This window comes from Vreelandella venusta (genome assembly GCF_007989605.1).
In the GTDB taxonomy this organism is placed as follows: domain Bacteria; phylum Pseudomonadota; class Gammaproteobacteria; order Pseudomonadales; family Halomonadaceae; genus Vreelandella; species Vreelandella venusta.
Genome location: NZ_BJUL01000028.1, coordinates 1 through 20,819, shown reverse-complemented (window position 1 = coordinate 20,819; position 20,819 = coordinate 1). Strand labels below are relative to the sequence as shown.

The 20,819-nt window shown below is 53.6% G+C and carries 17 protein-coding genes; 11 read left to right on the top strand and 6 right to left on the bottom strand.

Annotation, left to right across the window (positions count from 1 at the left end; genetic code table 11):
- Positions 1 to 40: 40 nt before the first annotated feature.
- A complete protein-coding gene (locus tag HVE01_RS18540; protein ID WP_038480096.1) occupies positions 41 to 577 on the bottom strand; it encodes a gamma carbonic anhydrase family protein in 537 nt (178 codons plus the stop codon).
- Between the two features lie 43 nt (positions 578 to 620).
- Positions 621 to 1,961 (bottom strand): sodium-dependent transporter, encoded by a 1,341-nt coding sequence (locus HVE01_RS18535; protein ID WP_125744757.1) that lies wholly within the window; start codon positions 1,959 to 1,961, stop codon positions 621 to 623.
- 222 nt (positions 1,962 to 2,183) lie between these two features.
- Between HVE01_RS18535 and prlC the strand changes: the two genes are divergently transcribed.
- From prlC to HVE01_RS18515, 4 genes are all read left to right on the top strand, one after another.
- Positions 2,184 to 4,232 (top strand): oligopeptidase A, encoded by a 2,049-nt coding sequence (gene prlC, locus HVE01_RS18530; protein WP_146945323.1) that lies wholly within the window; start codon positions 2,184 to 2,186, stop codon positions 4,230 to 4,232.
- Between the two features lie 62 nt (positions 4,233 to 4,294).
- A complete protein-coding gene (locus tag HVE01_RS18525) occupies positions 4,295 to 4,546 on the top strand; it encodes a YheV family putative zinc ribbon protein (protein WP_125744753.1) in 252 nt (83 codons plus the stop codon).
- A gap of 347 nt (positions 4,547 to 4,893) precedes the next feature.
- Complete coding sequence (locus tag HVE01_RS18520) at positions 4,894 to 5,874, top strand: TAXI family TRAP transporter solute-binding subunit (protein ID WP_125744751.1); 981 nt, start codon at positions 4,894 to 4,896, stop codon at positions 5,872 to 5,874.
- A gap of 97 nt (positions 5,875 to 5,971) precedes the next feature.
- On the top strand, positions 5,972 to 8,170 hold the full coding sequence (locus HVE01_RS18515; RefSeq protein WP_125744749.1) for a TRAP transporter permease: 2,199 nt from the start codon (positions 5,972 to 5,974) through the stop codon (positions 8,168 to 8,170).
- A gap of 118 nt (positions 8,171 to 8,288) precedes the next feature.
- Here HVE01_RS18515 and metF read toward each other — a convergent pair whose 3' ends face one another.
- Positions 8,289 to 9,131 (bottom strand): methylenetetrahydrofolate reductase [NAD(P)H], encoded by an 843-nt coding sequence (gene metF, locus HVE01_RS18510; protein WP_146945322.1) that lies wholly within the window; start codon positions 9,129 to 9,131, stop codon positions 8,289 to 8,291.
- A gap of 177 nt (positions 9,132 to 9,308) precedes the next feature.
- Between metF and HVE01_RS18505 the strand changes: the two genes are divergently transcribed.
- A complete protein-coding gene (locus HVE01_RS18505) occupies positions 9,309 to 10,250 on the top strand; it encodes an AEC family transporter (protein WP_125744745.1) in 942 nt (313 codons plus the stop codon).
- Positions 10,251 to 10,255: 5 nt separating this feature from the next.
- Here the strand turns inward: HVE01_RS18505 and ligB are convergent, their stop codons facing one another.
- Together ligB and metK are read right to left on the bottom strand one after the other, a co-directional pair.
- The gene (ligB, locus tag HVE01_RS18500) at positions 10,256 to 11,941 is read right to left on the bottom strand and encodes an NAD-dependent DNA ligase LigB (protein WP_146945321.1); all 1,686 of its coding nucleotides are present in this window, start codon (positions 11,939 to 11,941) and stop codon (positions 10,256 to 10,258) included.
- 138 nt (positions 11,942 to 12,079) lie between these two features.
- Complete coding sequence (metK, locus tag HVE01_RS18495; RefSeq protein ID WP_125744738.1) at positions 12,080 to 13,300, bottom strand: methionine adenosyltransferase; 1,221 nt, start codon at positions 13,298 to 13,300, stop codon at positions 12,080 to 12,082.
- A 247-nt stretch (positions 13,301 to 13,547) separates the two neighbouring features.
- On the opposite strand from metK, the gene tkt reads away from it, so the two are divergent.
- From tkt to fba, 6 genes are all read left to right on the top strand, one after another.
- Positions 13,548 to 15,539 carry a transketolase gene (tkt, locus tag HVE01_RS18490; RefSeq protein WP_125744736.1) on the top strand — a complete coding sequence of 664 codons (1,992 nt, stop codon included), beginning with the start codon at positions 13,548 to 13,550 and terminating at the stop codon, positions 15,537 to 15,539.
- Between the two features lie 33 nt (positions 15,540 to 15,572).
- Complete coding sequence (locus HVE01_RS18485) at positions 15,573 to 15,926, top strand: CidA/LrgA family protein (protein WP_089037279.1); 354 nt, start codon at positions 15,573 to 15,575, stop codon at positions 15,924 to 15,926.
- A complete protein-coding gene (locus HVE01_RS18480) occupies positions 15,916 to 16,635 on the top strand; it encodes an LrgB family protein (RefSeq protein WP_125744734.1) in 720 nt (239 codons plus the stop codon). Before HVE01_RS18485 ends, HVE01_RS18480 begins: the two co-directional genes overlap by 11 nt.
- A gap of 60 nt (positions 16,636 to 16,695) precedes the next feature.
- Positions 16,696 to 17,739 carry a type I glyceraldehyde-3-phosphate dehydrogenase gene (locus HVE01_RS18475; RefSeq protein ID WP_146945320.1) on the top strand — a complete coding sequence of 348 codons (1,044 nt, stop codon included), beginning with the start codon at positions 16,696 to 16,698 and terminating at the stop codon, positions 17,737 to 17,739.
- 48 nt (positions 17,740 to 17,787) lie between these two features.
- Complete coding sequence (locus tag HVE01_RS18470; protein ID WP_146945319.1) at positions 17,788 to 18,957, top strand: phosphoglycerate kinase; 1,170 nt, start codon at positions 17,788 to 17,790, stop codon at positions 18,955 to 18,957.
- Between the two features lie 68 nt (positions 18,958 to 19,025).
- On the top strand, positions 19,026 to 20,090 hold the full coding sequence (fba, locus tag HVE01_RS18465) for a class II fructose-bisphosphate aldolase (RefSeq protein ID WP_038480053.1): 1,065 nt from the start codon (positions 19,026 to 19,028) through the stop codon (positions 20,088 to 20,090).
- Positions 20,091 to 20,617: 527 nt separating this feature from the next.
- Here fba and HVE01_RS19930 read toward each other — a convergent pair.
- A partial coding sequence (locus HVE01_RS19930) for a hypothetical protein (protein WP_213014761.1) occupies positions 20,618 to 20,819 on the bottom strand: 202 nt, incomplete at its 5' end.

The window sequence follows — 20,819 nt, the reverse complement described above, 5'->3', positions numbered from 1 at the left end:
AGAGTGTTAGGCCAACTGCTTAGCACCTACATTAGGAAATTTACTGAGCAAGAAACTGATCTTTTAACTTAACGTAGTTACCTGCCGTGTAAGGAAAGAAAGCGCGCTCTTTATCTTTCAGCGGGCGTAATGCTTTCGCCGGGTTTCCAGCATATACATGGCCACTTTCCAGGCGTTTCCCCGGCGTTACTACCGCACCAGCAGCAATAATCACCTCATCCTCGACAATCGCCCCATCCATCACAATTGCCCCCATCCCCACCAAAATTCGGCTACCCAGCGTACAGCCATGCAAAATCGCTTTATGGCCAATGGTGACATCATCACCAATCGTCAGTGGAAAGCCATCAGGATTGAAATCGCTGGCATGGGTAATATGCAGCACGCTGCCATCCTGCACGCTAGTACGAGCGCCGATGCGGATCCGATGCATATCACCCCGAATCACCGTCATCGGCCACACCGAACAGTCATCGCCCAGCTCTACATCACCAATCACCACGCTAGCGGGGTCGATATAAACCCGCTCGCCAAGGCGAGGCGAAATACCTTGAAAGGGTCGTAGGGCATTGCTCATTGCACACTCCTGCTTAACGCTATTGGATTCAAATATTCATGGACTATAGCAACCCGCCGAGCAAAACAATAAACGTCAGCGGAATCGACACCCAGCGTACAATATTACGCCAGAGTACATAGCCACTCTCCCCAACACCCAATGCTTGTACAACCTGCTCGCGGGGCATTACCCAAGCAGCAAAGACCGCAATTAACAATCCACCCAAAGGCAGGAAGATATCAGGCGGAATACTACTGACTAGCTCAAAAACATTGCGTCCAAACAAGGGCCTAACGTCGGCGAGAGTAGAAAACGAAAACGCCGAAAGCAGCCCCAACAACCATACACTCAGCGCTACGACGGCCGTTGACACACTGCGCCGCCACCCAAGCCCTTGCAACGTCGCCACCATGGGTTCAGCGAGGTTAATCGCAGAGGTCCAGGTAGCCAATAAGAGCAACAAAAAGAACACACTTAACCAAAACGCTCCCCAAGGCAGCTCAGAAAAAGCAATAGGCAGCGTCACAAACATCAACCCTGGACCGTCGGCAGGGTCCATACCTTGGGCAAATACCACCGAAAAGATCGCAATCCCTGCTAACAAGGCAACGCTGATATCGAGCATGGCAACTGCAAACGCAGCTTTTGGCAGGCTCTGCTCATCAGGCATATAAGCCCCATAAGCCATGAGCGCACAGGCCCCTACTGCCAGGGTAAAAAATGCATGCCCCATGGCATGCAACACCACTGAGGCCGTTACATCGCCAAACGACGGTAAAAACAGCCATGAAAGGGCTGTGCCAAATCCGTCAGTGGTTGTGGCATAACCAGCCAGTAGCAACAGTAAACCGTACAGCAGCGGCATTAATAGGTTGTTCAACCTCTCTAGGCCTTTAGCAACGCCTGCTGCCACCACCGTCATGGTCATAAATAGGAACAACGAGTGGTTAAAAATCAACAGGCCAGGGTTGGCCAGAAACGCCTCGAAACCCGCGCCTATTTCTGCTGCGCTTGCGCCATCGAAATCCCCGTTGATGGAAGCGACTAAAAACTCAATCGACCAACCTGACACTACCGAGTAGAACGATAAAATACAGAAGACAGTGAATGCACCAAACAGCCCTAGCCAGCGCCAGTGTCGAGAAGCGCCTGCATCAACGGCTAGCTTACTTAGCGCTTGCATTGGACCACGGCGCCCTGCCCGACCAATTAAAATCTCGGCCATCATTACCGGAATACCTAACAGCAGTACAAACGCTACATAGATTAATAAAAATGCCGCGCCACCGTTCTCGCCTGCAACGTACGGGAAACGCCAAATATTACCCAGCCCAACTGCAGCTCCCGTTACCGCTAAGATAAAGGCTCGCTTTGACCCCCAGCGCTCCAGCGTTTCACTCATCACTTGCTCCTGCCATTGGTGGCACTAGTTGGCGACACTAAAAAGCGGCAAGACTAGCAGGCGCTTACGCTCAGGCCAAACCCTGGTTCAAGCCACCGTATTAAGCCCAAACATTGAAACACGGCCCCACCGCCCGCACTGTGTCATTATTATTGCGTTTTTATACGCCCCTAACGTATTAAAAACGTTGCGAGTTAAAAAATTAATGGCTACGAGGTGCCTATGTCCCGCAATCCGTTGCTAGAGCCGCATGAGCTTCCCCCTTTCGCTGACATTCGCGCCGAACACGTCGTGCCTGCGGTAGAAACATTGCTGAATGAAAGCCGAGAAGTCATCGAGCGACTCGCTCAACAGGCCGCTACAGCGCCACCGCGTTGGGATAACTTTGCCGCGCCGCTAGAGGCTGTTAATGACCGGCTTACCCAGGCGTGGTCGCCCATCTCGCATCTCAACGGCACGATGAACACAGCCGAGCTGCGGGAAGCCTATCAAGCATGTTTGGAAAAGCTCTCGGCGTTTAGCACTTGGATGGGACAACACGAAGGTCTCTTTACAGGCTGGCAAGCGCTTAAGCAGGGTGATGAATGGGCAACGCTAACGCCTGCTCAGCAGCGCACAGTAGAAAACGCTTTACGTGATTTCCGCTTAGCTGGCGTCGATTTACCTGCTGACAAAAAGGCTCGTTATGGCGAGATTCAAGCGCGCCTCTCCGGCCTATCCAATCAGTTTTCAAACAATGTGCTCGATGCTACCCAAGCTTGGCATAAAGATATTGGCCACCTTGATGAACTTGCCGGGGTACCGGAAAGCGCGCTTGATACGCTAAAAGCCACTGCCCAGGCAAAAGGCGTCGAGGGGTACCGCATCACTCTCGATTTTCCGAGCTTTTTCCCCATTATCAGCTATGCCGATAACCGAGAATTACGACGCGAGGTATACACCGCGTTTGTCACGCGTGCTTCAGATCAAGGTCCAGACACAGGTCAGTTCGATAACGCGCCCGTTCTTGAAGAGATTTTGGCGCTCCGTCAAGAGCTTGCCCACCTGCTTGGCTTTAAGACCTACGCCGATTACTCGCTCGCCACTAAGATGGCCGACTCCCCCGAACAGGTGCTTGAGTTTTTGAATGATCTAGCTCGCCGCGCCGTTCCCCAGGCCAAGGAAGAAGTCGCGGAGCTCAGCGACTATGCCCGTGAAACATTAGGGATTGAAACGCTTGAGCCGTGGGATGTGGCCTATGCCAGCGAAAAGCTGCGCGAAGCCCGCCACGCCATCTCACAAGAGCAGCTTCGTCCTTACTTTCCTGCGCCACAGGTGATAGATGGGCTGTTCCAGGTAGTCGAGCGTCTTTACGGTGTTTGCGTAGAAGCAGGCCCTGATGCGCCCAGCTATCACAACGATGTTCAATACTTCCGTATTACCGAACACGGTAAACCGATCGCCGGCTTCTATTTGGATTTATACGCTCGCGAAAACAAGCGTGGCGGCGCGTGGATGGCCGATTGCCGAGTACGTCGGCAAACCGAAAACGGCCTACAGCTGCCAGTGGCATTTCTAACCTGTAATTTCACCGCCCCAGTGGGTGATAAGCCCGCTCTGCTAACCCATGATGAAGTCACCACGCTATTTCATGAGTTCGGCCACGGCTTGCACCACATGCTGACCAAACAGGACATCGCCGACATCTCTGGCATTAACGGTGTTGCTTGGGATGCGGTCGAACTACCTAGCCAATTCATGGAGAACTACTGCTGGGAACGCGAAGGGTTAGACCTGATCGCCAAGCACGTCGATACTGGTGAACCACTGCCCGCTGACCTGCTAGCACGTTTACAGGCTGCCAAGAACTTTCAGTCTGCAATGGGGATGGTGCGCCAAATAGAGTTTTCATTATTCGACTTGCGCCTACACCATGAGCTGGAAGCGCCTAGCGCCAGCGACGTTCAAACACTACTGGACGACGTCCGTAGCCACACATCCGTCGTGCCGACGGTTGACTTTAACCGCTTCCAGAACAGCTTTAGCCATATTTTTGCGGGCGGCTATGCGGCGGGCTATTACAGCTACAAGTGGGCAGAAGTGCTCTCTGCCGATGCTTGGAGCGCGTTTGAAGAAGCAGGGATTTTTGACCCTAACACGGGCCAACGCTTCCGCCAGGAAATTTTGGAACCCGGCGGTGCGAGGGATGCCGCCGAGCTATTTCGTGCTTTCCGAGGCCGCGAACCAAGCGTAGAGCCCTTATTACGCCATAGCGGTATTCGCGCAGCCTGAGATTTATTTTCACTATCACCGGGTGCGCTATCAGCCTTGTTAGCGCACCCTTGGAGCCTGTTATGTCGAGCGTGAAACGCTTTATTGCTGGGGTAACCTGCCCACGCTGCGCGGCCATGGATCGGATTCGCGCCTGGGAGCAAAACAACATTCGCTACCGGGAATGCGTTAACTGCGATTTTTTCGAACAGTTGCCGATTGAAGATGAGGCGACACCAGAGCTAACGACTCGCGTTAACCAAGTACGCGAAGAGCAAAAAACACAGGATGTACAGCCAGTACGCATTCTCGACCCCGGTAAACCTAAGCGTTAACCATCTTTCCCCAGCCGTTATGCTACCGCGTTTAATTTAAGCCTCCACCGCGCTGGAGGCTACCTCGCTCCTCACTCTTCACTCTTCACTCCTCACTCCTCACTCCTCACTTCCAAAAGTGTGCGGAAAACCACACACCCACCAGCCTTTGGTGTGCGAAACCCCAGACACTCAACGCTTTTTTCGTTTCAACCAAAGTTGAATAAGAAAACTTTAAGTAGCTGATTTTAATAATTACCCCGCCTATTGGCATGACTATCGCTGTATATAAATTGCTTAACGTTCAAGCCACTGGCCGTGCCAGCACGCCAGACGATAATCCCAATAACAGCTTAGGAAATCTCGCCATGCGCAATATGATGCCTAAAACCGTCGCCCTTCTTGCCAGTAGTGCCCTTCTAGCAGCAGGCACTGCCCAAGCAGACCGCTCAGAATGGCCCGATAACTTTACTGTCGGTACCGCAAGTCAGGGCGGCACCTACTTCGTTTATGGCTCAGGCTGGGCTAACTTTATTGCTGATGAGCTGGATGTTTCAGGTGGTGGTGAAGTCACCGGCGGCCCGACTCAAAACCTAGCGCTCGTACACAGCGGCGATATGGCCTTTGGCCTGACGACGATGGGCCCAGCATCAGACGCGGTTAAAGGTGAAAGCCCACTAGCGCCTGGCTTGGCAATGGACAACGTATGCGCGCTGTTCCCGATGTATGAAACACCCTTCTCTATTGCCGCACTTTCAAGCTCAGGCATTGAATCCATCTCAGATATTCCTGATGGCGCGCGCATCGGCTTCGGCCCAGCCGCTTCTACATCAGACACTTACTTCCCCGCTATCCTCGAAACGCTGGGCGTTGAGTTTGATCGTCGTAATGGCGGCTGGTCTGACTTAGGCGGTCAACTGCAGGATGGCCTGCTGGATGTGATCGCGTTTGCAGCGGGTATTCCGATTCCGGCCGTTAGCCAGCTCGAAGTGCAGACCGATGTAAACATCATTGAGTTTACCGAAGAAGAGATGGCCACCGTTCTGGATGCCTTCCCGGTTGCCGAATTCACTATCCCAGCGAGCACTTACACCACACTGGAAGAAGACGCACGCGCTGTTTCTATGTGGAACTTCGCCATTGCGGGCTGTGATCTGCCGGAAGACTTTATCTATGAAGTCACCAAAGCCACGATGGAAAACAATGAGCGTATGCGCTCAGTACACCGCAGCGCTGAAACCACCATTCCAGAAAACATCGTCCACAACAATGTGCTGCCCTTCCATCCGGGCGCCGCACGCTGGTACGAAGAGAATGGCTACGACATTGCTGATGACATGATCAACTAAGCCAAGCCCCTCTTCACGCTGCCCTGTTTTCCGCCGGCCGGACGGGGCAGCGTTCGCTACCGCCTCTTTTTTGCTTTTGCTGTGAGGGTGACCTCTGATGAGTCACAATACCGATCAAAACCCCAACGGCCTCAAGGATGATGCCCAAACTGCTTCATCGATACCCGAGTCAATCGCTGAGGGTGTCGATGAAGAGGTTGTCGAGTCCAATCGCCGCGTGTTTGTTGGTTGGCAGTTCTTTTTGTTTGCCGCACTGGCGATTGGCTATTCAAGCTTCCATCTGTTTTCGCTCAATGTGTACCCAATGGAAACCTGGTCGTTTCGCATTGTACATATCGCTGGTGCGCTAATTTTAGGGTATGGGCTGTTTGCCGGTGCTCGTTTTGCAGAAGATGATCAGCAAGCCTCCCCGGCATGGCTCAAGTGGGCCAGCTATGCGCTCCTAGCGCCTGCGATCTATGCACTTGTACAAGTCGGTTTAATGCAGCAAACACTCAATGGCGGTGCTATGCGCATCGACCCCAGTATTGAGACACTGCATTACGGCTATCCACTGATAGCCACCACGGCTGCAGCGATTGCTCTCTCGTGGTTCTATCGCCAAGCACGCCATCGCTTTAACCCCGCCGATCTCGTTCTGATGGTGTGCGCCATCGCCAGCGCTGCTTACTTGCTGATGGCCTTTAATACCAATATGCGCATGTCGACAGGCACCTCATTTGCTCCTCCCGGCATCTCCTGGGCGGCCATTGCGGGCTCACTGCTGATTCTAGAGCTTACTCGTCGCGTAGCGGGTTTAGCACTGGTGGTTATTTCAGCGGTTTTCTTGGTCTATGTCTTTGCTGGCCAGCACCTGCCCGGCTTCCTAGGCTACCCAGGCTTGTCTGTGCAGCGCTTCTTCAGTCAGGTCTATACCGACGCGGGCATTCTTGGCCCAACGACGGCGGTATCATCGACTTATATCATTTTGTTTATTATTTTCGCGGCGTTTTTACAGGCCTCGAAAGTAGGTGACTACTTCGTCAACTTCGCATTCGCAGCCGCTGGCCGTGCCCGTGGCGGCCCGGCGAAAGTATCTATTTTTGCTTCAGGCCTAATGGGTATGATCAACGGCACATCAGCGGGTAACGTGGTATCGACTGGCTCGCTTACCATCCCACTGATGAAAAAAGTCGGCTATCCGGCGCGCAGTGCGGGTGCCATTGAAGCAGCGGCGTCTACGGGTGGACAGATCATGCCGCCCATCATGGGGGCGGGCGCCTTTATCATGGCGGAAGTCACCGGTATTCCTTATACAGAAATTGCGATTGCAGCGGTCATTCCAGCCATTCTTTACTTCGCCTCTATCTACTTTATGGTGGATTTTGAAGCGGCGCGTAAAGGCATGCGTGGTATGCGTAAAGATGAAATCCCGCTGTTCTCTAAGCTGGTTAAACAAGTCTATCTATTCGCGCCAATCATCATTCTTATTGTCGCTCTCTTTATGGGCTACTCCGTCATTCGTGCCGGTACACTAGCCACCGCATCAGCGGCAGTTGTTAGTTGGATCTCACCCAATAAAATGGGTATTCGGGCTATTTTAAGAGCCCTCCAACTAGCGGGCGTCATGTCGATTCAGATCATCGCAGTGTGTGCTTGCGCGGGTCTTATTGTTGGCGTTATATCACTGACGGGCGTCGGCGCGCGCTTCTCATCACTGCTGTTAGGCCTTGCCGGAGTTAGCCAGCTATTGGCGTTGGTATTTGCCATGCTGATCAGTATCCTGCTCGGCATGGGCATGCCGACCACAGCAGCCTACGCGGTAGCAGCTTCAGTGGTGGCACCTGGCCTGATCAATATTGGTATCGAACCGCTTGTCGCACACTTCTTCGTGTTCTACTTCGCGGTTGTGTCGGCCATTACCCCGCCAGTGGCGTTAGCGTCTTATGCCGCCGCCGGTATTTCTGGGGATAACCCCATGGGCACATCGGTCGCTTCGTTCAAAATTGGTCTTGCTGCGTTTATCGTGCCATTTATGTTCTTCTACAGCCCAGCGATGCTGATGGAAGGCTCCGCGATGCAGATACTTCGCGTCGGGGTGACCGCCACACTGGGGATCGTCTTGCTTTCAGGCATGGTGCAAGCATGGTTCTTTGGGCCGGTAAATACCTTACAGCGTGTGATTATGCTGGTCGGTGCGCTGTTTATGATTTACGGCGGTATTTACAGCGATATTGCTGGCCTTGCGATTGGCGCAGCGCTGTTCATTATGCAGCGTAAGCAGCATGGCAATAAGGCGACACCCAGCACCACATAACGATACAACCGGCTACTCACTTAACCACTAGCCGTTAGCAGCCCAACGAAAACGCCCGTTCGAGTACTCTCGAACGGGCGTTCTTCTTGATCACTAAGCTAGGCCTTGGAAGAGCGCTCTAGCCTCTCAGGTTATCAACAATTTTCAGTACGGGTGCCGCCTGATTAAGCGTGTAGAAGTGTAGACCAGGCGCACCACCATCGAGTAAGCGCTCACACAAACGACTAACCACATCGGTGCCAAAAGCGGCAATAGCGTCACTATCATCACCATAAGCTTCCAGCTGCTTACGAATCCAGCGGGGAATTTCTGCGCCACAGGCGTCTGAAAAACGCGCTAATTTGGTGTAGTTAGTAATCGGCATAATGCCAGGAATAATCGGCTGTTCGACACCTAATGCCCGGGCTTTTTCAACAAAATGAAAGTAGGCATCCGCGGTAAAAAAGTACTGGGTGATGGCCATGTTGGCGCCAGCCTTCATTTTACGGGCAAAGTTTTCCACATCCTTGTCGAGGTTGGGTGCCTGTGGATGAGATTCAGGATAGGCAGCCACCGCAATATCAAAATGGTCACCGGTTTCCTCGCGAATAAACTCAACCAGTTCGTTGGCGTAGCGCAACTCACCAATGCTTCCCATGCCCGATGGCATGTCACCACGTAACGCCACTAAACTGTCGACGCCCTCTTCACGATACTGCGCTAGCAGGTCGCGCAGTTGCGCTTTTTCACTGCCAATGCAGGAAAGGTGTGGCGCGGTCGTAATGCCGCTCTGGCTAACGGTGCGCACAATATCGCGTGTGCGTGCTTGGGTGGAACCACCAGCACCATAAGTGACCGAGAAAAAGCGCGGTTGTCGAGCGGCCAGTTCATCGCGCACGTGCATTAACTTCTCTCTTCCTGCATCGGTACTGGGCGGAAAGAATTCAAAGCTAATACCTAGCGGGTGCTCTTGACTGCTCATGGGACTTCCTCGTAAAGCGTTAACATCGTGATAATTTAGGTTATTCTCCTCTTTCCGCCGCGCTGGAGCTAATGAAAGATTCCACGGTCGGCCTTTAATTCGGCTCATGTTAGCTATTTACGTAACTACTTAGCTATTCACACAACGATGTCGTCACCTAGCGACTAGGATGCAGAAATGGATTTAGCACCAAGCGCCCTAATGGGGCCACTGCTGATGTTATTGGGGTTTGTAGGCTTGGGGTGGATTGCCGCACAGCGCTTAAAAATCGACCCTCGCCCCATCGCCACCTTACTGGTTTATCTGATCGCACCACTGACCATTTTCCGTGCACTGATGAACGGCGGCCCCACGGCGGAGTATCTGCTATTAACGCTGGCGCTATTCATTTTGGTAAGTACCATGGCGCTGGCTGTACGCTGGTTTACCCAGCACCGCTTTGGGCCACAGGAAGGGGCGCTGTTAGCGTTCTCTTCTGGCACTGGCAATACCGGTTATTTTGGCCTGCCCGTGGCGCTAATTTTACTGCCGCCAGAAGGTGTCACGCTTTATCTCTTCTGCATGTTAGGGATTAATCTATACGAGTTTACGGTGGGCTTTTACTTAAGTGCCCGTGGCCACTTTTCCATACGCCAAAGTCTGATCAAAATTGCTCGACTCCCCTTGGTCTACGCGTTTTTGTCTGCGCTGCTGCTGAGTGCACTCAACGTGACACTGCCCAGCGCCTTGATGAACTCGCTGGACGTCTTCCCCGCCACCTACACCCTGCTAGGCATGATGATCATCGGCATGACCCTTAGCCAGGTGACGCTTGATGCTTGGGACTCCCGCTTTGTTGCCACCTGCGTGGGTTTACGTTATTTGCTTTGGCCGCTGGTGATGCTAAGCGCTGTTTTATTACTTCAAACCCTTGGGTCACTGACGCCAGAACTCGGTATGGCATTGCTGTTGCTAGGCGTCGTCCCCATGGCCTCTAACGTGGTGGTGGTCGCTATGGAGCTAGGGATTCAACCGCAAAAGGGAGCATTAGCGGTGCTTACCACCACGCTATTAGCGCCATTACTCATTCCTCTCTATCTCCACCTAATGCTGCGCCTTACCGGGCTAGGGAGCCTCTGATTAACTTAAAAGCCTTCAACCCCTGTTAGTTTTAGCTGGGCGGCCATCCGCTGCACGTCTGGGTGGCTGAAAAATGCCACCAATGCGTCAGCACGTACGGGGCCAACGCCGGGTTCGGCTTGCCAATCTGTAGGTGTGTAACTTGCTAACGTATCCCAGTCGCCTAGCTGAGCATTGCCACCTGGCGGCATCCCTAACGCCATTAACCATTGAGAATAGGAGGCCGCCTGTGCGGCCTGGAACTGAGCGACAAGCGCTGCAGAACGAACGCTTCCCACGCCATGTGCTCGCTGAAGCTGTTCCGGCGTTGCTGCCAGCCAGCCCAGCAGTTCAGTCACGACACCCGCCTCCATCAGCGCTTGCCAAGTCCCTTCTCCCACGCCTTGCATGTTTAACTGGTCACTTAAGAAGCTAAGCCGCGCCAGCAACTGCGCGTCACACTCCGTGGTAAGCGTAAAGCAACTTAACAGGTGATAACGCTCTGGCGAGGGAACCCCAAGGGCCACTCGCTCCTGGGTTTGCCAAACGACTTCCGTTACCTGAGGAATAGTCAAACCCGCCAATGTTATCGCAACGTGATCCCCAGGGCGCACGTCCCATGTCTCCCAGCGTTCCAGAGCCCCCAACGACACACGGCTAATGCGCCGTCCTTCTAGCGTGACGGGATAGAGCCACAACAGTGGCGTCACGCGCCCTGTTCGACCAACACGAAACTCGACGCCACGAACCTGAGCTAACGCCTGCTGAGCGGGATATTTCCACGCAACAGCCCACTCCGGCGGCGTTGATGTCCAGCGTTGAACCCCAGGGCGCTCGGACTGTTTCAAGACCACCCCATCGGTGGCGAACGGCAATGGGCCGTTAAACCATGTATCGCGCCAGTTGGCGGCGTCATGCTGGGCATTAATAGGATGGGTGTAAGCGGCGGTATCAAAACCTAATGCGGTCAGCTGGCCAAGCCTTGCATGCATCTCAGTAGGCCCCTCTGGCCAGTCCCAGATAAACAGCCCGATCCGCTCACGAGTTTGTCGCGCAGGCGATGCTTGAGCCATAGCCCCAGCAACAGCACCTCGCGCACCAGAGGCGGGGTTCTGCGACTGAATATGGCCATTCAATATCCAGTAGAGTTCGCCTTGGAATACAGCGGATAGCGGCGTTGGCAGTGTATTTGGCACAGCAGGGAGTTGCTGTACACGAGCCGTCCAGTTCTGACCACGTTCGCCGTCACCGCGGCTAATCGCTTCGACCAACACGCCCTCCTCGTAGTGTAGCGTTATCGCCACACCATCGATTTTAGGCTGAATCCAAAGATCATCTCGGCGGCTCATAAAGCGTCGCACACCGTCATCATCGGCCTTATTCAAGCCCGTTTGCGCCACGGGATGGTCTAGCGTGTCAGCGCTACGGGTGACTCTGGCTAGCGGTCGATGCTGGGGCATTTCACCCAGGCAGGCTTGCCAATTTGCTAGCCGAGCGACCGCTTGATCGTAAAGCTCATCATCAATCAGTGACTCGCCCTGATCGTGATAGGCGCTGTCCCATCGAGCAATATGCTCTGCCAGTGTTTGACGCTCTTGCGCCAGCCGTTCACGGGGCCAATCAGGGCACACATTGGCATGTGCGGATAAGGTGACACTCATTAACCAAGCAACCAGTAACCATTTCCAGCCTGCTGCACACCATTTTCTCATGCTCTCCCTCTCCCACTTACCTCCCTCAACAATAAAGTAATCTTAGCGTAAGGCTTATCATCCCGTTCAACGCACAACAAAAACGCCCCTTGGCGTAGGCCATAGGGGCGTTCTCTCTTACAACAGACGTTGTTTGGTTTACAAACCAGCAGCCTGGCGCAGAGTATCGGCTTTATCGGTCTTTTCCCACGGGAAGGCGGTAAAGGTTTCTGTATGCACCTGGCCTTTGTCGTCTACCCAGCTGTAGCTATGCTCAAACGGCTCACGTCCAAAGTGACCATAAGCAGACGTGAGGCGATACATCGGATGTAGCAGGTCGAGCATTTTAGTAATCGCGTAAGGGCGCAGATCAAAATGCTCACGCACTAGCTCGACAATTTTAGCATCGTCGACTTTACCGGTGCCGAAGGTATCGATGGAAACCGACGTCGGTTCGGCAACGCCAATCGCGTAGGAAACCTGGATTTCGCACTTATCAGCCAAGCCTGCGGCAACGACGTTTTTAGCCACGTAACGGCCAGCATAAGCGGCACTGCGGTCAACTTTTGACGGGTCCTTACCAGAGAAGGCCCCACCGCCATGGCGCGCCATACCGCCATACGTATCGACGATAATTTTACGCCCTGTTAAGCCACAGTCGCCCACTGGGCCACCAATAACAAACTGGCCGGTCGGATTAATGTGGTACTGGGTATTCTCATCCAGCCACTCAGCGGGAATCACCTGCTCGACGATTTCGCGCTTAACCATTTTGCGCAGGTCGTCTTGGCCGATTTCCGGGTCGTGCTGAGTAGACAATACGATAGCATCGACACCACAGGGTTTGCCTTCCGCGTTATAACGGAACGTTACCTGACTTTTTGCATCTGGGCGTAGCCACGGCAGAAGACCGTTTTTGCGCAGCTCCGCCTGACGCTCAACCAAACGGTGCGAGTAATGAATTGGCGCCGGCATAAACGAATCGGTTTCGTTCGTCGCGTAACCAAACATCAACCCTTGATCGCCAGCACCCTGATCTTCAGGTTTCGTGCGGTCGACGCCCTGAGCGATATCAACGCTTTGCTTGCCGATCAGGTTGATCACCCCACAGGTTGCGCCATCAAAGCCCACGCGAGATGAGGTATAGCCAATATCGGTAATCACATCACGTACCAACGCTTCCAGATCAACCCACGCAGACGTGGTGATCTCACCAGCAATAATGGCAACGCCTGTCTTCACCATGGTTTCACAGGCAACGCGGGCCTGTTTATCTCGGGCGATAATGGCATCTAGTACCGCGTCGGAAATCTGGTCGGCAATCTTATCAGGATGCCCTTCTGAGACAGACTCGGAGGTAAACAGGGAATATTCGCTCATCGCGCTCTCGACCCTCTGTATGACGGCTGCAGAGTGACCGCAGCATCAGCAGGAAATCATGGCAGGAAGTTCAGTTCCCTGCCCATATATAGAAGCGGCACGACCATTTTCGCTACCACTTCGGGAGGCAGAGTCTACACGCTGTTGGGGGTTCTTCCCAGAACGTGGCTCCAGAATTTGCCGCCGCCGGGGAAGTCAGCGACAATAGCGGCTTTATTATTTCCGTTTTCAGGCGAGGAGCACACCCATGCCGTCCCGTTTTGAGCTGGCCAATGCCATTCGCGCCCTTTCCATGGATGCTGTTCAGAAGGCCAAATCTGGCCACCCTGGCGCGCCTATGGGCATGGCTGATATCGCCGAGGTGCTGTGGAATGACTACCTCAAGCACAACCCCGAAGACCCCAAGTGGGCTGATCGCGACCGCTTCGTGTTGTCTAATGGCCACGGCTCAATGTTGCTTTATTCGCTGCTGCACCTCAGCGGCTATGAATTAAGCCTGGAACAACTGCAGAATTTCCGCCAGTTGCATTCGCCCACGGCTGGCCACCCCGAATTTGGCTACGCCCCAGGCATCGAAACCACCACCGGTCCTCTGGGCCAAGGGTTCGCCAACGCCGTTGGTTTTGCGATTGCTGAAAAAACGCTGGCCGCGCAGTTTAATCGCCCTGGCCACAACATTGTTGATCACCATACTTGGTGCTTCCTGGGTGACGGCTGCTTAATGGAAGGCATCTCCCATGAAGCCGCATCGCTGGCAGGTACTCAGCAGCTTGGCAAGCTGATTGCCCTGTATGATGACAACGGCATCTCTATTGATGGCGAGGTGGAAGGCTGGTTTACCGACGACACCGCTAAGCGCTTTGAAGCGTACGGCTGGCACGTGGTGCCGAACGTCGACGGCCATAAACCGGAAGAGATCAAAGCGGCCATTGAGTTAGCCAAGAGCCACGACGATAAGCCCAGCCTGATTATCTGCAAAACGATCATTGGCTTTGGTGCACCTAACAAACAGGGTAAAGAAGAGGCGCACGGCGCACCCTTAGGTGACGACGAAGTGGCCCTCGCCCGTAAGCAGCTCGGCTGGGAGCACGCACCGTTCCATATCCCCGAGCCCGTATATTCTGCTTGGGATGCCCGTAACGCTGGCAAAACCCGCCAGCAGGAGTGGGATACCCGCTTCGCTCGTTATGCTGAAGCATTCCCAGCCGAAGCCAAAGAGTTTGAGCGCCGTATGAAGGCGCAGCTACCGGCAGAACTTTCAACCACCGCGCTCATTGAGCAGGCCCAAGAGAAAGGTGAAAGCATTGCCTCTCGTAAGGCCTCTTTTGAAGCGTTGAATGTTATCGGCCCGCAAATGCCCGAGCTGCTAGGCGGCAGCGCCGATCTTGCGCCGTCTAACTTGACCTTCTGGAAGGGCGCCAAAGCCATCACGCCGGAAGACGCTAGTGGCAATTACCTGCACTATGGGGTACGTGAGTTCGGCATGGGTGCGGTGATGAATGGTATCGCCCTTCACGGTGGTTTCGTTCCGTATGGCGCGACCTTCCTGATTTTCATGGAATACATGCGTAACGCCGTGCGGATGGCCGCGCTGATGGGCCAGCAAGCCATTTATGTATTCACCCATGACTCTATTGGCCTGGGCGAAGATGGCCCCACTCACCAGCCGATTGAGCAGCTGACCAGCCTGCGCACAACGCCTAACCTGAACACATGGCGTCCCTGTGATGCGGTTGAAACAGCGGCTTCCTGGGATGCCGCGGTGAAACGCCATGCCGGCCCCACCGCGTTAGTGCTCTCGCGCCAGAACCTGCCTCATCAGCAACGCACCAAGGCACAATTAGCGGCTATTCAGCGTGGTGGTTACATTTTGAAAGACAGCGACGGCACGCCCGAGCTGATTTTGATTGCCACTGGCTCTGAGGTATCGCTTGCCATGGACGCCGCTGCAGAACTAGAACAGCAGGGTAACGCAGTGCGCGTGGTTTCCATGCCGTCAACCTACTGCTTTAATGGCCAGGACGCGGAATACCGTGAAAGTGTACTGCCCAAGGCAGTCACCAAGCGAATTGCTATCGAAGCGGGCCATGCCGACTACTGGTACAAGTACGTTGGCCTGGATGGTCGTGTTATCGGCATGACCACCTACGGTGAATCTGCACCTGCGGGCGAACTGTTCAAACATTTCGGCTTTACGGTTGAAAATATTGTTAAACAGGCCAATGAGCTGCTGGGCTAACGCCATGCAGGCTAATCTAGCGTGGGTTCTGCCATGCCCGCGCTAAATGGTCTGCTTTGGCTAATTAGCTATTGGTTAATTGGGGAAGTGGTCATCCACTTCTCCGGTTTGCCTTTTTCTTCGGGGGTGGTCGGCATGCTACTGCTATGTGCCACCCTTGGCGTCTTAGGGCGCGTGCCTTCAAGTTTGGCGGCCGCAGCACAACCATTAATCGCGCTGCTGGCCATGTTGATTATGCCAGGCGTCGTTGGCGTGTTCTTTATTCTGGATGAACTCGCGGGTCAGTGGTTCGCCATACTCATTGCGCTATTGCTAGGGACATTATTAAGCGTGATTACCACGTTATGGTTATTACAACGGCTAATTGGGCGATCAGATGCCCACTGATATGTTGTCCACTCTAACAGCCACACCGCTGTTTGCTGTAGGACTTACCCTTGCAGCCTATTTGCTCGGCAACCTGATTTTTAAGCGCTTGCGCAACCCTTCTTGGCTACCCGCTATTCTAATCGCTGCGTTGCTATTAGCAGCGGCACTTGTCGCGATAGGGCTGCCTTATTCGATTTATCAACAAGGGGCCTCATGGCTCACCATTTTGTTAGGGCCGGCCACCGTTGCCTTAGGCATGCCACTCTATCAACAGTTGCCGCGCATTCGTGAGCTGTGGCAACCGCTGACACTTTGCTTACCAGTCGCCGCCGCACTAGCGGCCTGCTACGCAATCGGCATTGCTTGGCTGATGGGGGCTAGCCCAACTATTTTGGCGTCACTCGCCGCCAAATCAGTCACCGCGCCAATCGCCATCGGCATTACTGAACAGCTCGGCGGCAACGTAGCGTTACTCATGGGGGCGCTGTTAATGACAGGAGTGGTTACTATTCCCTTCGTGAGTGTCGTTGCTCGGCTGCTTAAAATTAACGATGAACGCATTATTGGCTTCGCACTGGGTCTCAATGGCCATGCCATTGGCACTGTGCGAGCCTTTGAACTGAGCCCAACGGCCGGCGCGTTTGCCTCGTTAGGCATGAGTTTAACCGGTATTTTTACCGCCCTATTGCTGCCACTCGCCTGGCGGCTGATCGGCACGGTCAGCTGAAAAACAAACTCAGTTGAAATACGCTATCATTGAGCAATTTTTTGAGAGCCGCTTCGCGACATGGCTAATGCAAACTCGACATATCGAATTGCCATTAATGGTTACGGACGCATTGGCCAATGCGTGTTAAGAGCGTTGGTTGAGCGCAACCACCCAGAAATTGAAGTGGTCGCCATCAATGAGCTATCTGATCTTGCGACGATTACCTACCTTACTCGCTACGATACGACCCATGGTCGTTTCCCAGGCGAAGTAGACAATGACGGTGAATGCCTGCTTATCAATGGCCAGCGCATACACGTTCTTTGCGAGCGTGACCCGCAGGCTCTGCCCTGGGCAGCACTAGACATTGATTTAGTTCTGGAATGCTCTGGTAGTTTTAAGGATCGTGCGACAGCGGAGCAGCATTTAGCCGCTGGGGCTAAGCGATTGCTGTTTTCTCAACCCGCCGAAAGCGATGTGGATACGACGATTGTGTGGGGCATCAACGAACATGAGCTCACACTCTCCCAGCGTATTCTCTCAGCAGCCTCATGCACCACCAACTGCCTTGTCCCGTTACTCACCGTACTGGACGAAGCACTGGGGCTTGAACACGGCGTTACCACCACTATCCACTCGGCCATGAACGACCAGCCCGTCATTGATGCTTATCATCAAACGGACCTGCGCCTGACACGCTCGGCCATGCAGTCGATTGTCCCCGTGGACACGGGGTTGGCCGTCGGGATCAGCCGCCTGATGCCAAGCCTGTCCGGTCGTTTTGAATGTCTACACGTGCGCGTACCCACGATTAATGTCTCTGCCATGGATGCTGCATTGACGGTGCGTCGTGACACGAGTGCCGAGCACGTTAACGACTTACTACGAAGCGCCACCCAGCAGCGCTTAGCTGGCGTATTAGGCTATACCGAAGCCCCCATGGCATCGATAGATTTTAATCATGATCCACGCTCTGGCATCCTAGACGCCACGCAAACACGGGTCGCGGGGACACGCTTAATTAAGCTGCTGTGTTGGTTTGATAATGAATGGGGCTTTGCCAATCGTATGCTGGATATCACCCAACGGCTGGCATCGCTTTCCAAAAGCAACGCTCGCTAGGCCTGCATCATGTCTTTTCATCTGCTTGAACACGAGGAAACCGCTCACATGAACGTGCAAAAAATGACCGACCTGCCCCTGGAAGGGCAGCGCGTGCTGATTCGTGAAGACCTTAACGTACCGATCAAGCATGGCCGTGTTTCCAGTGACGCTCGTCTTCGCGCAGCGCTGCCCACCATTCAGGCAGCAGCTCAAGCAGGTGCAAAAGTGATGCTAATGAGTCACTTAGGCCGTCCTACTGAAGGTGAGCCTGCTGAAGAATTTTCACTCGCTCCCGTCGCTGAGCGCCTAGGCGAGTTGCTTAGCCGCCCCGTTACGCTGATCAGCGATTATCTCGATACAGCGCCAACCTTGGCTAACGGCGATGTTGTGCTGCTAGAAAACGTGCGCTTTAACAATGGTGAGAAAAAAGACGACGAACAGCTTTCCAAACAATACGCAGCGTTATGCGACGTTTTTGTCATGGATGCCTTCGGTACCGCTCATCGCGCACAGGCTTCTACTCATGGCGTGGCGCGCTTTGCCCCACAGGCGTGTGCAGGACCGCTGCTTGCCCAAGAGCTGGATGCACTTGAAAAAGCATTGGCAAATCCGGCGCGCCCCATGGCAGCCATTGTAGGCGGCTCTAAAGTATCCACCAAATTAGACGTACTCACCGCCCTTTCAGACAAATGCGACCAACTGATTGTTGGCGGCGGTATCGCCAACACGTTTATCGCTGCAGCAGGCTATAATGTTGGCAAATCGCTCTTTGAGGCAGATTTAATCGGCCAGGCAAAAGCACTCATGGAAAAAGTAGCCATTCCATTGCCGACGGATGTCGTCGTTGCCACTGAGTTTTCTGATTCCGCAGAAGCTGTCATCAAGCCAGTTGATCAGGTCGCCGATAACGAAATGATTCTGGATATCGGACCCGACACCGCTAGCCACTTAGCCAGCTTACTGAAAAATGCAGGCACTATTTTGTGGAACGGCCCTGTCGGTGTATTTGAAATTGATCAGTTTGGCAAAGGAACCGAAGTGCTTTCTAAGGCGATTGCCGACAGCAGCGCTTTCTCAATTGCAGGGGGCGGTGATACGTTAGCAGCGATTGATAAATATGCCATTGCTGACCGCGTTTCCTATATCTCTACTGGCGGTGGCGCATTTCTTGAGTACGTTGAAGGCAAGCAGTTGCCTGCCGTCGCCGCACTTGAAGCTGCCGCTCAGCGCGGTTAAATCTTTATTTAAACAAATGGCACGCTCACTGCCTTTGTACCTACATACAACCCAACTAAGGTGATCCCATGGCTTTGATCAGCATGCGCCAAATGCTCGACCACGCAGCCGAATATGGCTACGGCATTCCAGCATTCAACGTTAATAACCTTGAGCAGATGCGCGCCATCATGGAAGCTGCTGACGCCACTGACTCGCCGGTTATTGTGCAAGCCTCTGCTGGCGCGCGGAAATATGCCGGTGCCCCCTTCCTGCGCCACCTGATCTTGGCAGCAGTTGAAGAATTCCCGCACATTCCAGTCGTGATGCATCAGGATCACGGTACTAGCCCTGCTGTTTGCCAACGCTCCATTCAACTCGGCTTCTCCTCAGTAATGATGGACGGCTCGTTGGGTGAAGACGGTAAAACACCGATGGACTATGACTACAACGTCGATGTCACTCGTCGTGCTGTAGAGATGGCGCATGCTTGCGGTGTCTCCGTGGAAGGCGAGCTAGGCTGTTTAGGTAGCCTAGAGACGGGAATGGCTGGCGAAGAAGACGGCATTGGTGCCGAGGGCAAGCTGGACATGGAACAGATGCTCACCGATCCGGAAGAAGCCGCTGAGTTTGTCAAAGCAACCCACGTAGATGCACTGGCTATCGCTATTGGTACCAGCCATGGGGCTTATAAATTTACCAAGCCACCCACTGGCGACACCCTATCGATCCAGCGCATTAAAGAGATCCATGCGCGCATTCCCGACACGCATTTGGTAATGCACGGTTCATCATCCGTGCCACAAGAGTGGCTGGAAGTGATTAACCAGTATGGCGGTCAAATTCCGGAAACGTACGGTGTACCGGTCGAAGAGATCATCGAAGGCATTAAACACGGTGTTCGTAAAGTCAACATCGACACCGATTTACGCCTTGCCTCTACGGGTGCCGTCCGCCGCTTTATGGCTCAGAATCCTTCCGAGTTCGACCCGCGTAAATTCCTTAAAGAAACCGTGACCGCCATGCGCGACCTATGTATTGCGCGCTATGAAGCGTTCGGTACTGCTGGTAATGCGAGCAAAATTAAGCCCGTCAACTTAGAAGTAATGTTCCAGCGCTACGAGCGTGGCGAGCTAGCTCCTAAAGTGAAGTAACGTTCTCTTCACATGTTCCATTTAAGGCGGCCGATTGGCCGCCTTATTTTATTGCTGGGTGCTTGGTCTCGGAGTCTAATGGTTTATGGTATGCCCCCTTGTCCGAGGAGGATCCATGGCTCAGGTACTTCACTAATGCGCCATGACCACGCACGCCATCCGAGAAGACATACAGCGATCGACGGAGTCGGTCGCGACGTTGAGCCGACGCGGCGTCATTAACCCTAAAACTGTACGTAAGTGGCGCAGCCGGACGTCTGTCGAGGATGTGCGCATGAGCCCCAGTGCAACTCGGCTCGCTCTACATCGCAAGAAAAACAGAAAAACTTGGGCCACTGGGCACGCTAGACGGTGGAGAAGAACCAATGACTCATTTATTTCCGACGGCTGAACCGGCGACGGCACAGTAGGCGCACCCGCCGATTTTTCCCATAAAAGTAAATTTTTGCCCAACGTCAAAAGCCCGCGTTGGCGGGCTTTTTAGGCAGAATAGAGTGGATCGCGTAGCCAAAAAATCTAAGTTTTTACTAAGCAATTACTACGTCATCACCAGTCGTAATACCAACTTCTTCGACCAAGACCGAGTAATCACCCGTGTCATCATCGCCCAGCCCAGAGGCTTCCAGATAGTAAGTGCCGCTGCTTTCCGCTACATAGCTAAACTGTGCCAGGTCTTGGTCATAGCTAGAATCAACAAAGAACCCCATTGAATCAGAAAGGCTGATGTCT

Coding starts and splice junctions, on each gene's coding strand:
- HVE01_RS18535 (WP_125744757.1), bottom strand. CDS start 1,961: ATGAGTGAAACGCTGGAGCGCTGGGGGTCAAAGCGAGCCTTTATCTTA.
- HVE01_RS18475 (WP_146945320.1), top strand. CDS start 16,696: ATGGCTAATGCAAACTCGACATATCGAATTGCCATTAATGGTTACGGA.
- tkt (WP_125744736.1), top strand. CDS start 13,548: ATGCCGTCCCGTTTTGAGCTGGCCAATGCCATTCGCGCCCTTTCCATG.
- HVE01_RS18505 (WP_125744745.1), top strand. CDS start 9,309: ATGGATTTAGCACCAAGCGCCCTAATGGGGCCACTGCTGATGTTATTG.
- HVE01_RS18515 (WP_125744749.1), top strand. CDS start 5,972: ATGAGTCACAATACCGATCAAAACCCCAACGGCCTCAAGGATGATGCC.
- HVE01_RS18525 (WP_125744753.1), top strand. CDS start 4,295: ATGTCGAGCGTGAAACGCTTTATTGCTGGGGTAACCTGCCCACGCTGC.
- prlC (WP_146945323.1), top strand. CDS start 2,184: ATGTCCCGCAATCCGTTGCTAGAGCCGCATGAGCTTCCCCCTTTCGCT.
- HVE01_RS18540 (WP_038480096.1), bottom strand. CDS start 577: ATGAGCAATGCCCTACGACCCTTTCAAGGTATTTCGCCTCGCCTTGGC.
- metK (WP_125744738.1), bottom strand. CDS start 13,300: ATGAGCGAATATTCCCTGTTTACCTCCGAGTCTGTCTCAGAAGGGCAT.
- HVE01_RS18480 (WP_125744734.1), top strand. CDS start 15,916: ATGCCCACTGATATGTTGTCCACTCTAACAGCCACACCGCTGTTTGCT.
- metF (WP_146945322.1), bottom strand. CDS start 9,131: ATGAGCAGTCAAGAGCACCCGCTAGGTATTAGCTTTGAATTCTTTCCG.
- HVE01_RS18520 (WP_125744751.1), top strand. CDS start 4,894: ATGCGCAATATGATGCCTAAAACCGTCGCCCTTCTTGCCAGTAGTGCC.
- HVE01_RS18485 (WP_089037279.1), top strand. CDS start 15,573: ATGCCCGCGCTAAATGGTCTGCTTTGGCTAATTAGCTATTGGTTAATT.
- fba (WP_038480053.1), top strand. CDS start 19,026: ATGGCTTTGATCAGCATGCGCCAAATGCTCGACCACGCAGCCGAATAT.
- ligB (WP_146945321.1), bottom strand. CDS start 11,941: ATGAGAAAATGGTGTGCAGCAGGCTGGAAATGGTTACTGGTTGCTTGG.
- HVE01_RS18470 (WP_146945319.1), top strand. CDS start 17,788: ATGAACGTGCAAAAAATGACCGACCTGCCCCTGGAAGGGCAGCGCGTG.